Source organism: Cryobacterium tepidiphilum (assembly GCF_003716325.1).
GTDB lineage: Bacteria > Actinomycetota > Actinomycetes > Actinomycetales > Microbacteriaceae > Cryobacterium > Cryobacterium tepidiphilum.
The window spans coordinates 35,655-47,883 of the sequence record NZ_RDSR01000010.1; the positions used below are offsets into that span (position 1 = coordinate 35,655).

Below are 12,229 nucleotides of genomic sequence, written 5' to 3' on the forward strand. Positions count from 1 at the left end.
GGTGGCGGCCCGTTCTGCCGTTCCCGGGTGCACAGTAGGGGCATGAACCGCCATGTGAAACAACGAGCGGATGCCCCGGCCGGCTTCTTCGAGGCCGAAGCGGCGGGCCTCAGGTGGCTGGCCGACGCGCACGGGGCGAGGGTGGCATCCGTCATCGACGTCTCGCCCACCCGCCTGGTGGTGGAAGCGATCGAACCGGCCAGGCCCACGGCCGATGCCGCCGGGCGCTTCGGCCGGGCGCTCGCCGTCACCCACGCCGCCGGCGCCGCCGCGTTCGGCGCCCCGCCCACGGGCTACGACGGTCCGCTCTTCATCGGCAACCGGCCGCTCCCCGCTGCCCGCGAGTCAGCCTGGGGCATCTTCTACGCCCGCGACCGGGTGCTGCCCTACCTCGAGGTCGCGCTGCGCGTCGGCGGGGCGACGGATGCCGCGGCGCGGCTCGTGCGCGCAGCCTGCGACCGCATCGCCGCCGGCGACTTCGACGACGACGAGCCGCCCGCGCGCCTGCACGGCGACCTCTGGAGCGGGAACGTGCTGTGGTCGCCCGACGGGGTCGTGCTCATCGACCCGGCCGCGCACGGCGGACATCGTGAGACCGACCTCGCCATGCTCGCCTTGTTCGGGTGCCCGTACCTGGACGCCGTGCTCGACGGGTACGAGGCGGAGCACCCCCTGCGCGCCGGCTGGCGCGACCGCATCCCGCTGCACCAGTTGCATCCGCTCGCCGTGCACGCCGCCGGCCACGGCCCCGCCTACGGCCGGTCGCTCGAGGCCGCGGCCGATGCGGTGCTCGCCCTGCCCTGAGCCATCCGGTCGTCACGCGGGCTGAACGCCGCTGCGCGGGCTGAACTCAGCCCGCGCAGCGGCGTTCAGCCCGCGCAGCTCTACGCGGTCGGGCTATGCGGTCTGGCCCCGGTGCGGTCCCTCGGCGAACTCCTCGACCACCTTCTCGTTGAAGGCCGGGAGGTCGTCGGGGGTGCGACTTGTCACCAGGCCCTGGTCGACCACCACCTGCTCGTCGACCCAGGTCGCGCCGGCGTTCTTGAGGTCGGTGGTGAGGCTCGGGTACGACGTGAGGGTCCGGCCATCCGCGACGCCCGCCTCGACCAGCATCCACGGGGCGTGGCAGATCGCGCCCACGGGCTTGTGCGCTTCGAAGAACGCCTTCGTGAACGCGACGGCGTCCGTGTCCATGCGCAGGTGGTCGGCGTTGACGACGCCGCCGGGCAGCACGAGGGCGTCGAAGTCCGCCGCCGAGGCGCCCGAGACCGCCAGGTCGACGTCCTGCGCGTACCCGTTCTTGCCGGTCACCTGGCCGGAGGCCGGTGACACGAGAACGGCGGTCGCACCGGCATCCGTCACCGCCTGCCAGGGGCTCGTGAACTCGCTGTCCTCGAAGCCGTTCGTGAGCAGGAACGCCACGCGCTTGCCGGAGAGATCGTTGTTCGCCATCGTTGTACTCCTTTGCTCGGGGAGTGCCGCAGGTGCCCGCGGCACTCATTTCACGCTAGCCCGCAACGCCGAGACTGCCCAGAGTCCGTGAGCGGTCCTACCATGGAGCGCATGAGCCTCTGGAGAACGAAGAGCGTCGAGAACTCCCTGGCGGATTCGCTGGAACAGGGACACAACCTCACCCGGAGCCTCGGCGTGTGGGACCTCGCGGTCATGGGCGTCGCCGTCGCGGTCGGTGCGGGCATCTTCTCGGTCGGCGCCAAGGCGGCCGGCAGCTACGCCGGGCCGTCCGTCACGCTGTCGTTCGTGCTCGCCGCGGTCACCTGCGCGCTCGCGATCATGTGTTACGCGGAGTTCGCGGCCGCTGTGCCGGTTGCCGGTTCCGCCTACACCTTCACCTACGCCACGCTCGGCGAGCTGCTGGCCTGGATCATCGGCTGGGATCTCATCCTCGAGATGCTCACCGCCGCGGCCGTCATCGCGAAGTACTGGGGCATCTACCTCTCCAGCGTCTTCTCGCTCTGGCACTGGGACATCCCCGACACCCTCGACCTCGGCGGGCTGAAACTCAGCTGGGGCGCCTTCGTCATCGTGGCGATCTTCACCGTGCTGCTCGTGCTCGGCACCAAGCTCTCGGCGCGGGTCGCCGGCGTCATCACGGTCATCAAGGTCGGCATCGTCCTGTTCGTCATCGTCGTCGGCGCGTTCTTCATCAAGCCCGTCAACTTCACGCCGTTCATCCCGCCGGCCCAGCCCACCGCGGCGTCGGGAGGCGACGCCTGGTCCCAGTCGCTGTTCTCGTTCGCCACCGGCGCCGCACCCGCGCAATACGGCATCTTCGGCCTGCTCGCCGGCGCCTCACTGGTGTTCTTCGCCTTCATCGGCTTCGACGTGGTGGCGACATCCGCCGAGGAGGTCAAGAACCCGCAGAAGAACCTGCCGCGGGGCATTTTCCTCGGTCTCACCGTGGTCTCGGTGCTGTACATCGCGGTGAGCTTCGTGCTCACCGGAATGGTGCCATACACGGTGCTCGCGGAAGCCGAGGACCCGTCGCTCGCAACGGCGTTCGTCGCGGTCGGCGCGAACTGGGCCGCCCAGGTGATCTCCGTCGGAATCCTGATCGGCCTCACCACCGTGATCATGGTGCTGCTGCTCGGTCTCGCCCGCGTCGTGTTCGCGATGAGCCGCGACGGCCTGCTGCCGCGCTGGCTGAGCCAGACCTCAGCCACCCGGCACACCCCGGTGCGCATCCAGATCATCTGCGGTGCCGTCGTCGCTCTCATCGCCGGCCTGACGGATGTCGGGATCCTCGAGGAGATGATCAACATCGGCACCCTCTCGGCCTTCGTGCTGGTGAGCGTAGGCGTCGTCGTGCTGCGGCGCACGCGGCCCGAGCTGAAGCGTTCCTTCCAGGTGCCGTGGTCGCCGTTCATCCCCATCCTGTCGGCGGTCCTGTGCTTCTGGCTGATGCTGAACCTCACCACCCTCACCTGGGTGCGGTTCCTCGTCTGGCTCGTCGTCGGTTTCATCCTCTACTTCAGCTACGGGAGGCGGCATTCCGTGGTCGGCCTGCGCGCGAAGGGCGCCTTCGACGAGACGCTCCGAGAGGGCACCGGTATCCGGGAATAGTTCTGCGCCACCTCCCGTTGTGCCCTATGTACATGCAAACGCATAGAAAGGCGAGAGGCTGAAAATGCAGTTCGGAATCTTCACCGTCGGCGACGCCACCACCGACCCGACCACCGGCCAGACGCCCACCGACGCCGAGCGCATCAAGGCCATGCTCACCATCGGCAAGCACGCCGAAGAGGTCGGACTCGACGTCTTCGCCACCGGCGAGCACCACAACCCGCCGTTCGTGCCCTCCAGCCCGACCACGATGCTGGGCTATCTCGCCGCGCAGACCGAGAGGATCATTCTCTCCACCGCGACGACGCTCATCACCACGAGTGACCCGGTGAAGATCGCCGAAGACTTCGCGATGCTCCAGGTCATCGCCGACGGCCGCGTCGACCTCACCCTCGGCCGCGGGAACACCGGCCCGGTGTACCCGTGGTTCGGGCAGGACATCCGCCAGGGCATTCCACTTGCCCTGGAGAACTACGCGCTGCTGCGCCGTCTCTGGGACGAGGAGTTCGTGGACTGGAACGGGAAGTTCCGCACGCCGCTGCAGGGATTCCAGTCGACGCCGCGCCCGCTTGACGGTGTGCCGCCCTTCGTCTGGCACGGCAGCATCCGCAGCCCCGAGATCGCCGAACAGGCCGCCTTCTACGGCGACGGCTTCTTCTCCAACCACATCTTCTGGCCGCCCGAGCACACCGCGAAGATGGTCGCGTACTACCGCCAGCGGTTCGAGCACTACGGGCACGGCACCGCCGCGCAGGCGATCGTCGGCCTCGGCGGCCAGGTGTTCATGCGCAAGAATTCGCAGGATGCGGTCGCCGAGTTCCGCCCCTATTTCGACAACGCTCCCGTCTACGGCCACGGTCCGTCGCTGGAGGACTTCACCTCGCAGACCCCGCTCACCGTCGGCAGCCCGCAGGAGGTCATCGACCGCACCCTCGGTTTCCGTGACTACGTGGGCGACTACCAGCGCCAGCTCTGGCTGGTCGACCACGCCGGCCTGCCTCTGAAGACCGTTCTCGAGCAACTCGACATCCTCGGCGGCGAGGTCGTTCCCGTGCTTCGCAAGGAGTTCGCCATGAACCGCCCGGCCGATGTGCCGGACGCGCCCACCCACGCCTCGCTCGTCGCCGCCGCCGGTGCCCGCGAGGACGCCCAGCCTGCCGACCCGGCGACCGGGGCCGCCTTCGGCCTGGGCGCGGCATCCGCTGCCCGGAAGGGAGCCTGATCATGGCCGTTCGCAAGCTCGCCGTTCTCTCCGCCGGTCTCAGTCAGCCGTCTTCCACGCGGATGCTCGCCGACAAGCTCACCTCGGCCACCGTCTCCCGGCTTGAAGAAGCCGGCATCGAGACCGAGGTGACCACGATCGAGCTGCGCGACATCGCCCACGACATCATGAACAACATGCTCACCGGGTTCCCCAGCCCGAAGCTCGACGCAGCGATCGAGACGGTCACCGGCGCCGACGGCCTGATCGCAGTGACGCCGATCTTCACCACGAGCTACAGCGGCCTGTTCAAGTCGTTCTTCGACGTGATCGACAACCGCTCGCTCACCGACATGCCAGTGCTGATCGGCGCGACCGCCGGCACTGCGCGGCACTCGCTCGCGCTCGACTACTCGCTGCGCCCGATGTTCACCTACCTGCACGCCGTCGTCGTTCCCACCTCCGTCTTCGCCGCCAGCGAGGACTGGGGGAGCGGCGCCGACCAGATCAAGACGCTCCCCGAGCGCATCGAACGTGCGGCGGGCGAGCTCGCTGGTCTCGTCGCGGTCAGCGACCGCAGCAGTCGAGTCGACGACCCGTTCGCGCTCGACCCGTCGTTCAGCCCCACCGGCGGCTTCCAGGCGGACTGAGCGGCGGGCGGGGCGCTACATCTCCGGGGCGGGGAAGGCCTCGAAGATCTGGATGAAGCCCGACGCGAGGTGTGGATGGCCCTGGACGAGGTCGGTGGCCGCCTCGATGTCGTCGGCCTGGATGATCGAGTAGCCGGTGATGCCGGAATTCGCGGCCTTCGACCCGGAGGCGTGCACCGCACGGCCGCCGCCGAGGCGGTGACCGAAATCAACGAGCGCGTCGCCGACCCGCTCCGACCACGCGACCCACTCTCGCAGGCGCGTGTCGGCGGCGGCGTCGTCGTTCGCCTCCTCCTCGACGTGGTCGATGTCATCCGTCATGTCTTCCGACAGGACGTCGTCGGGGCCGAAGTCCGGCTCGTCGTGGGGGACGTCGGTGTAGAGAAGGACGAAGGTCGGCATGGCGTCTCCTTGGCTCCGGGACATGTGCCGCTCACCCTACGCCCGGGACTCGGGCGCTGCCATGTCGCATCCGTTGTTTTCAGGGGCCCTCTGTTAGAATGGCGGCGGTCGATCGTATGGTCGACCGAGCACCAATATGGAGCAGGCTGGCAGGAAGCTGGTCCTCGGTGGTGGTTTCCCAGGCGGCGAAGGCCCATGCCTGGTGAATTTCTACTGGTGGCCAGCACAAGTCCGGCGTGACGAAACGCGGCTTAGTTCTGCCTGTTCCCTGCTCCCGCGTACGACTCGCGTGCCATACGGGCGCGCGAGATTTCCCGCCGGACCGGCGCGGAAAGAACACGTAAGGAGATGACCTCTTGGAAGGTCCAGAAATCACGTTCGCCGAGACCGTTATCGACAACGGCAAATACGGCAAGCGCACCATCCGTTTTGAGACCGGGCGACTCGCCCAGCAGGCGCAGGGCTCTGCCGCCGCCTACATCGACGAAGAGACGATGCTGCTCTCGGCGACGTCCGTCAGCAAGCAGCCGAAGGACAACTTCGACTTCTTCCCGCTCACCATCGACGTGGAAGAGCGCATGTACGCCGCCGGGCGCATCCCGGGCAGCTTCTTCCGCCGCGAGGGCCGCCCCTCGACCGAGGCGATCCTCACCTGCCGCCTCATCGACCGTCCGCTGCGTCCGTCGTTCGTCGACGGCCTCCGCAACGAGATCCAGGTCGTCGTGACCGTGCTGGCGATCCAGCCGGAAGAGTTCTACGACGTGCTGGCGATCAACGCCGCATCCATGTCGACGCAGCTCGCGGGCCTGCCCTTCTCCGGCCCCATCGGCGGCGTGCGCGTTGCCCTCATGCCGGGCGAGAACGGCAGCAGCCAGTGGGTCGCCTTCCCGAAGTACTCGCAGATCGAAGAGGCCGTGTTCAGCATGGTCGTCGCCGGCCGGGTCGTGAAGGACGCCCAGGGTGGCGACGACGTCGCGATCATGATGATCGAGGCGGAGGCCACCGACAACGCGTGGGACCTGATCAAGGGCGGCGCCGTCAAGCCGAACGAGCAGGTCATCGCCGAGGGCATCGAGGCGTCGAAGCCGTTCATCAAGCAGCTCGTCGAGGCGCAGCAGAAGGTCGCCGCGGCGGCCGCGAAGCCGACCGCTGAGTTCCCGCTGTTCCCGCCGTACGAGCAGGCCACCTACGACGCCGTCGCCTCCCTCGCCGAGGACAAGCTCGGTGACATCTACCAGATCGCCGGCAAGATCGAGCGTCAGGACGCCGACGACGCCCTGAAGGCGCAGGTCAAGGAAGCCATCGCGGGCAAGATCGAGGCGGGCGAGCTGCCGACATCCGCTGGCAACCAGGTGTCGGCCGCGTACAAGTCCGTCACCAAGAAGGTCGTGCGCACCCGCGTGCTGAACGAGGGCATCCGCATGGACGGTCGCGGTCTGGCGGACATCCGCCCGCTCGACGCCGAGGTGCAGGTCATCCCGCGCGTGCACGGCTCTGCGATCTTCCAGCGCGGCGAGACCCAGATCCTGGGCGTCACCACGCTGAACATGCTCAAGATGGAGCAGACGATCGATAGCTTGAGCCCGGTCACCAAGAAGCGCTACATGCACAACTACAACTTCCCGCCCTACTCGACCGGTGAGACCGGCCGGGTCGGAACGCCGAAGCGCCGCGAGATCGGCCACGGCGCGCTCGCCGAGCGTGCCCTGGTTCCCGTGCTGCCCACGCGCGAGGAGTTCCCGTACGCGATCCGCCAGGTGTCCGAGGCGCTCGGGTCCAACGGGTCCACCTCCATGGGTTCCGTCTGCGCGTCGACCCTGTCGATGCTGAACGCCGGTGTGCCGCTGCGCGCGCCCGTCGCCGGCATCGCCATGGGCCTGATCTCCGACACCACGGATGGCGAGACCCGCTACGCGGCCCTCACCGACATCCTCGGCGCCGAAGACGCCCTCGGCGACATGGACTTCAAGGTCGCCGGCACGAGCGAGTTCGTCACGGCCATCCAGCTCGACACGAAGCTCGACGGCATCCCCGCCTCCGTGCTCGCCGGCGCGCTGAACCAGGCGAAGGATGCCCGCACCACGATCCTCGCCGTGCTGAACGCCGCGATCGACGCCCCCGACGAGATGGCGCCCACCGCGCCGCGCGTCATCAGCGTGCAGATCCCCGTCGACAAGATCGGCGAGCTGATCGGCCCGAAGGGCAAGACGATCAACGCGATCCAGGACGAGACCGGCGCCGACATCTCGATCGAGGAAGACGGCACCGTGTACATCGGCGCCGTCGACGGCCCGTCGGCCGAGGCCGCGCGCGCGCAGGTCAACGCCATCGCGAACCCCACCAACCCGGAGGTCGGCGAGCAGTTCCTCGGCACCGTCGTGAAGATCGCCGCGTTCGGCGCCTTCGTGTCGCTGCTGCCGGGCAAGGACGGCCTGCTGCACATCTCTGAGGTGCGCAAGCTCGCCGGTGGCAAGCGCGTCGAGAACGTCGAAGACGTGCTCGGCGTCGGCCAGAAGATCCTGGTGGAGATCACCAAGATCGACGACCGCGGCAAGCTCTCGCTCGCCCCCGTGGTCGACGAGTCCGCCGAGGCCGAGGCGTCGCCTGCCGAGGTCCCCGCCGAGAGCTAACCCCTCCCGCCGCCACACGCCGAAACCGGAGTTGTGGTCGTTATGACTCGATCATTCCGACCACAACTCCGGTTTCGCGTTAAGCGGATGCGGCGTGCAGCACGCGCTCGAAGGCGCGGTGCAGGGCGGCGTTGGCCGCCACCGGGTCGCCGAGGTTCGCGAAGGCGAACGCGCCGTCGCGGGCGAGGAAGAACTCGTCGGCCGCGTCGCCGGCACGTTCATGACCCAGGGTGCGGAACAGCGACTCCACCTTCATCAGGTACCACTCCCGATGGGACTGCACGGCGGCGCGCACCGGGTGGTTGGCCTCGGTGAACTGGGCGGCGGCGTTGATGAACGGGCAGCCGCGGAACGCAGGATCCATGAGCTCGGAGGAGATCTCGGCCACGACGCCGCGCAGCCGTTGTTCGGCACTGCTCTCGCGCTTCTCCAACGCCGACACGAAATCGCGGCTGCGCTTGTCGCGTCCTTGCAGGTAGGCGACGATGAGCGAGTCCTTCGACCGGTAGTACTTGTAGAAGGTGGCCTTGGTCACCTGCGCCTCGCTGATGATGCGGTCGACGCCGACGGTGTGCACGCCCTCGGAGTAGAAGAGCCGGTCGGCGACGCCGAGGATGCGCACCCGGGCGTGGACGCGCGGTGCGGCGGGAACCAGCACGGGAACCGCCGCAGGAGTTGGCCGGGTATCGGTCAGGACCATCCGGCCAACTCCTCCTGGGACTGACATCCCGCGGTGCGCGGGTGCTAGGGACACCCATTTTTCTTGTTCTGCGTCGAACAGGGGTGGAAGCGTGCTTCTTCCCCAACACCGAGCCCCCTGCCAAAAGTACGAGAAGCCCGTCAATGTGCGATGTTTTGGGGTGGTCACCGCACTTCGACAACCAGACTGTAGCACAGTGATAGACAGGTCGGTCTGTCCACGGCGAAATCACCCCCGAGCAGGGGTTCCGTTCCGTGGCGCTTCCCACCGTTCCCAGCCGGGCCGACGGATGCCGGGGTAGGGTGGGCGGATGACCGGCGCCGTCGAATTCCCCCTGTCCCAACCGGAACTGGCCTTTCACGCGGCGGGCGGATCGCTGGTGCGGCGCACCGTTCTGCCCGGTGGAACGCGCATCCTCAGCGAGCACGTCCCGGGATCCCGGAGCCTCACGATCGGCTTCTGGGTGGCCGTCGGGTCACGCGACGAGCTGCCGGGGCACTTCGGCTCCACCCACTTCCTCGAGCACCTGCTGTTCAAGGGCACGACGACGCGCTCCGCCCTCGACATCGCGGTCGCCTTCGACTCGGTCGGCGGCGAGCACAATGCCATGACGGCCAAGGAGTACACCTGCTACTACGCGAAGGTGCGCGACCGTGACCTGGCGATGGCGGTGGAGGTGCTCACCGACATGTTCACCTCCTCCCTGCTCGACCCGGCGGAGTTCGAGACCGAACGCGGCGTCATCCTCGAAGAACTCGCCATGGCCGACGACGACCCGGGTGATGTGGCGAACGAACGCCTGTTCTCGGCTGTGTTCGGGGAGCATCCGCTGGGGCGGCCCATCGGGGGAACACCCGACGCGATCCGCGGCGTCTCGCGCGACGCCGTCAACGAGCACTACGCCGCGAACTACCGGCCGCAGGACCTCGTGGTCACCGTCGCGGGCGCCGTCGACCACGACGTGCTCGTCTCGCAGGTGACGCGCTCGCTGGCCCTGGCCGGCTGGGACCTCGGCGAGCCGGCCATCCCGGTGGGCCGCCGGAGCGACGGCGCTGCGGACATCAGCCGCGGCACGGCGCTCAGCCTCGTGGAGCGTCCCCTCGAGCAGGCCAACCTGCTGATCGGCATGCCGGGCCTCGTCGCCGGCGATGACCGCCGCGTGACCATGAGCGTGCTGAACGCCGTGCTCGGCGGCGGCATGTCCTCCCGGCTGTTCCAAGAGGTGCGGGAGAAGCGCGGGCTGGCCTACTCGGTGTATTCCTTCGCGCCTGCCTATTCCGACGCCGGCCTGTTCGGCATGTACGCCGGCTGCAGCCCGTCGAAAGCGGGCCAGGTCGCGGAACTGATGCTCAGCGAGCTTCACCGGCTCGCCGACGGCGGCGTCACCGCGGAGGAGATGCGGCGCGCCAACGGGCAGCTCTCCGGCGCGTCGGCCCTCGCCCTGGAAGACTCCGACACGCGGATGTCGCGGCTCGGCCGGTCGGAGATCACCCTCGGCGAATTCGTGGACCTCGACGAGGCGCTGCGCCGGCTGGCGCTCGTGACGCGCGACGACGTGCGGGCGCTCGCCGCCGACCTGGCCGCAGCCCCGATGTCGATCTCGGCGGTCGGTGCCCTCCGGCCGGACGTGTTTGCGCCGCTTCTGCCGGCGGGCGTGGGAAGCTAGGGAGGGCGCCCGGCGCCCTCCATCTCCGTTCCGCCCGATCCACCCGAGGGTCAGCTACAACCGAAAGGGTCAGCGATGCCCCACTATCTTTACCTGGTGCGGCATGGAGAGCAGCAGGATGCCGAGCACGGCATGCCAGACGGCCCCCTGTCGGCGCGTGGCATCCGCCAGGCCCAGCTCCTGGCCGAACGGCTCGGCGGCGTGCCGTTCACCGGCGCGTGGCACTCCCCGTTGCAGCGCGCCGTCGAGACCGCGCGCATCGTCGCCGAGTGGATGCCGGCGCTCACCCCTGAGCCGTCCCCGCTCCTGTTCGACTGCATCCCGTCGGGGAAGTCGCCGGAGACGCCCGCCGCCTACGACCCCTTCTTCGGCTCCGTCACCGAGGCCGACATCGACGCCGGTCGCGCCCAGATGAGCGACGCGGCTGCCGAATTCCTGCAGTCGCGCCCCGGCGACCGCCACGACCTCTTGATCACGCACAACTTCGTGATCGCATGGTTCGTGCGCGAGGTACTCGGCGCCCCCGAATGGCGCTGGGTCAACATCAACCAGGCCAACTGCGGTCTGACCGTGCTGCTGCAGAAGCCCGGCCGCCCATGGAGCCTCGTCACCCACAACGACCTCGGGCACCTTCCGGTCGAGCTGCGCACCGGCCTGCCTGACCCGTTGCTCATCTAGCTCCTGGGCCGCCCGAGCCTCAGCTGAGCCGTTTCAGGTACCAGTTCGTGGCGTTGGGGTTGTCGTTGTACGGCGGCACGTCGACGTACCCCGACCTCGTGTACAGCGCCCCGGCCGCCTCCAGGCTCGAGTTCGTGTCGAGCACGACCTCCTCCGCCCCCATCTCACGGGCGCGGCGCTCGAGCTCCGCGAGCAGCACGCGCCCCCACCGCCGACCGCGCACGTGCGGCTGCAGGAACAGGTGCTTGATCTCGAAGCGCACCGGTTCGCCGGGGCCGGTCTCCAGCCGACGGATGCCGCCGCACCCGACGAAGACGGTGTCCCCGGCGTCCGTGCTGCCCGTCCCACGGTCCTCACTCACCAGCAGGAACAGGCCGGTCGGCGGCACGAACTGCTCCGGGTTGGGGAATGTGGTGCGGTAGGTGCCCTGCGTGCTCGGAAAGGAGGACTCCCGGTCGCTGAAGTACTGGGTGAGGAGGGCGAGGGCTCCGGCATCCGTCACCGAGACCGGGGTGAATTCTGGCATGCCCCTAGGGTACGGTGACTGCGCGCCCGTGTGACGACCCGGATCGGGCGGAGGGGTTGAAATTCCCCGGCGTCGGGCAACACTGGAGACCTCATGAGACTTCTCGGACTGGCGCTGGTCGTCGTGCTCGGTCTCTCCGGATGCGCGTCGGCACCTGGCTACCCGGCATCCGTTGCGGCCGGGCTGGAGCGACGGGTGATGGCCGTGGCGACGGACTGCGCCGACGGGCACTTCACCGACGCCCTGGCGAAGCTGGGCGACCTGCAGGCGGCCGCCGCGAGCGCCCAGGCTGACGGCGACATCAGCGCCGACCGGCAGGCGCGCATTTCCACGGCGATCGACCTCGTGCGTCAGGACCTGCAGGCGCGGATCGCCGAAGCACAGCGCACCGCCCTGGACGGCGCCATCAGCTCCCTCAAGGAGGAGCAGCAGAAACTCGCCGAGCAACAGAAGCAGGCCGAGCAACAGCAGGCCGAGCTCGAGAAGAAGGCGAAGGAGGCCGAGCAGCAGGCGGTCGACGAGCCGGCGCCCGCGCAGCCCGCCCCCGACGAGCAGAACCCGCCAAAGGACGACACGCACGGCAAGTCCGGCAAGTCCGACGAATCCGGGAAGCCCGGCAAGTCAGGCAAGTCAGGCAAGTCAGGCAAGTCGGGCAAGGACTGACAGCGAAAGGCGCCCGCGCCCGTCTTGGTAGA

12 protein-coding genes are annotated in these 12,229 nt (G+C 68.7%); 8 read left to right on the forward strand and 4 right to left on the reverse strand.

Features of this window, described 5'->3' with window-relative positions; all coding sequences use genetic code 11:
* Positions 1-42: 42 nt before the first annotated feature.
* Entirely contained in the window at positions 43-804 is a 762-nt protein-coding gene (locus tag EEJ31_RS07590; RefSeq protein WP_123045703.1) for a fructosamine kinase family protein, read from the forward strand.
* A gap of 93 nt (positions 805-897) precedes the next feature.
* Here the strand turns inward: EEJ31_RS07590 and EEJ31_RS07595 are convergent, their stop codons facing one another.
* Positions 898-1,452, reverse strand: coding sequence for a type 1 glutamine amidotransferase domain-containing protein (locus EEJ31_RS07595; protein ID WP_123045704.1), 555 nt, complete (start codon positions 1,450-1,452; stop codon positions 898-900).
* 111 nt (positions 1,453-1,563) lie between these two features.
* On the opposite strand from EEJ31_RS07595, the gene EEJ31_RS07600 reads away from it, so the two are divergent.
* From EEJ31_RS07600 to EEJ31_RS07610, 3 genes are all read left to right on the forward strand, one after another.
* Entirely contained in the window at positions 1,564-3,081 is a 1,518-nt protein-coding gene (locus tag EEJ31_RS07600) for an amino acid permease (RefSeq protein ID WP_123045705.1), read from the forward strand.
* 64 nt (positions 3,082-3,145) lie between these two features.
* A complete protein-coding gene (locus tag EEJ31_RS07605; protein ID WP_123045706.1) occupies positions 3,146-4,303 on the forward strand; it encodes an LLM class flavin-dependent oxidoreductase in 1,158 nt (385 codons plus the stop codon).
* A 2-nt stretch (positions 4,304-4,305) separates the two neighbouring features.
* A complete protein-coding gene (locus EEJ31_RS07610; protein WP_123045707.1) occupies positions 4,306-4,932 on the forward strand; it encodes an FMN reductase in 627 nt (208 codons plus the stop codon).
* Positions 4,933-4,947: 15 nt separating this feature from the next.
* Here EEJ31_RS07610 and EEJ31_RS07615 read toward each other — a convergent pair whose 3' ends face one another.
* Positions 4,948-5,334 carry a YciI family protein gene (locus EEJ31_RS07615; protein WP_158603924.1) on the reverse strand — a complete coding sequence of 129 codons (387 nt, stop codon included), beginning with the start codon at positions 5,332-5,334 and terminating at the stop codon, positions 4,948-4,950.
* Positions 5,335-5,690: 356 nt separating this feature from the next.
* On the opposite strand from EEJ31_RS07615, the gene EEJ31_RS07620 reads away from it, so the two are divergent.
* Positions 5,691-7,964 (forward strand): polyribonucleotide nucleotidyltransferase, encoded by a 2,274-nt coding sequence (locus tag EEJ31_RS07620; protein WP_123045709.1) that lies wholly within the window; start codon positions 5,691-5,693, stop codon positions 7,962-7,964.
* A gap of 79 nt (positions 7,965-8,043) precedes the next feature.
* On the opposite strand, the gene EEJ31_RS07625 is transcribed toward EEJ31_RS07620, so the two are convergent.
* The gene (locus EEJ31_RS07625) at positions 8,044-8,664 is read right to left on the reverse strand and encodes a TetR/AcrR family transcriptional regulator (protein WP_123045710.1); all 621 of its coding nucleotides are present in this window, start codon (positions 8,662-8,664) and stop codon (positions 8,044-8,046) included.
* A 310-nt stretch (positions 8,665-8,974) separates the two neighbouring features.
* Between EEJ31_RS07625 and EEJ31_RS07630 the strand changes: the two genes are divergently transcribed.
* On the forward strand, positions 8,975-10,330 hold the full coding sequence (locus EEJ31_RS07630) for a M16 family metallopeptidase (protein WP_123045711.1): 1,356 nt from the start codon (positions 8,975-8,977) through the stop codon (positions 10,328-10,330).
* Between the two features lie 75 nt (positions 10,331-10,405).
* Positions 10,406-11,008, forward strand: coding sequence for a histidine phosphatase family protein (locus EEJ31_RS07635; RefSeq protein ID WP_123045712.1), 603 nt, complete (start codon positions 10,406-10,408; stop codon positions 11,006-11,008).
* A 19-nt stretch (positions 11,009-11,027) separates the two neighbouring features.
* Here EEJ31_RS07635 and EEJ31_RS07640 read toward each other — a convergent pair whose 3' ends face one another.
* Positions 11,028-11,534 (reverse strand): GNAT family N-acetyltransferase, encoded by a 507-nt coding sequence (locus tag EEJ31_RS07640; protein ID WP_123045713.1) that lies wholly within the window; start codon positions 11,532-11,534, stop codon positions 11,028-11,030.
* Between the two features lie 93 nt (positions 11,535-11,627).
* On the opposite strand from EEJ31_RS07640, the gene EEJ31_RS13880 reads away from it, so the two are divergent.
* Positions 11,628-12,197, forward strand: coding sequence for a hypothetical protein (locus EEJ31_RS13880; protein ID WP_158603925.1), 570 nt, complete (start codon positions 11,628-11,630; stop codon positions 12,195-12,197).
* Positions 12,198-12,229 lie beyond the last annotated feature (32 nt).

Excerpts from the sequence above, each read along its gene's own strand:
- EEJ31_RS13880 (WP_158603925.1), top strand. The coding sequence starts at position 11,628 with ATGAGACTTCTCGGACTGGCGCTGGTCGTCGTGCTCGGTCTCTCCGGA.
- EEJ31_RS07625 (WP_123045710.1), bottom strand. The coding sequence starts at position 8,664 with ATGGTCCTGACCGATACCCGGCCAACTCCTGCGGCGGTTCCCGTGCTG.
- EEJ31_RS07640 (WP_123045713.1), bottom strand. The coding sequence starts at position 11,534 with ATGCCAGAATTCACCCCGGTCTCGGTGACGGATGCCGGAGCCCTCGCC.
- EEJ31_RS07595 (WP_123045704.1), bottom strand. The coding sequence starts at position 1,452 with ATGGCGAACAACGATCTCTCCGGCAAGCGCGTGGCGTTCCTGCTCACG.
- EEJ31_RS07600 (WP_123045705.1), top strand. The coding sequence starts at position 1,564 with ATGAGCCTCTGGAGAACGAAGAGCGTCGAGAACTCCCTGGCGGATTCG.
- EEJ31_RS07605 (WP_123045706.1), top strand. The coding sequence starts at position 3,146 with ATGCAGTTCGGAATCTTCACCGTCGGCGACGCCACCACCGACCCGACC.
- EEJ31_RS07615 (WP_158603924.1), bottom strand. The coding sequence starts at position 5,334 with ATGCCGACCTTCGTCCTTCTCTACACCGACGTCCCCCACGACGAGCCG.
- EEJ31_RS07590 (WP_123045703.1), top strand. The coding sequence starts at position 43 with ATGAACCGCCATGTGAAACAACGAGCGGATGCCCCGGCCGGCTTCTTC.
- EEJ31_RS07635 (WP_123045712.1), top strand. The coding sequence starts at position 10,406 with ATGCCCCACTATCTTTACCTGGTGCGGCATGGAGAGCAGCAGGATGCC.
- EEJ31_RS07610 (WP_123045707.1), top strand. The coding sequence starts at position 4,306 with ATGGCCGTTCGCAAGCTCGCCGTTCTCTCCGCCGGTCTCAGTCAGCCG.
- EEJ31_RS07630 (WP_123045711.1), top strand. The coding sequence starts at position 8,975 with ATGACCGGCGCCGTCGAATTCCCCCTGTCCCAACCGGAACTGGCCTTT.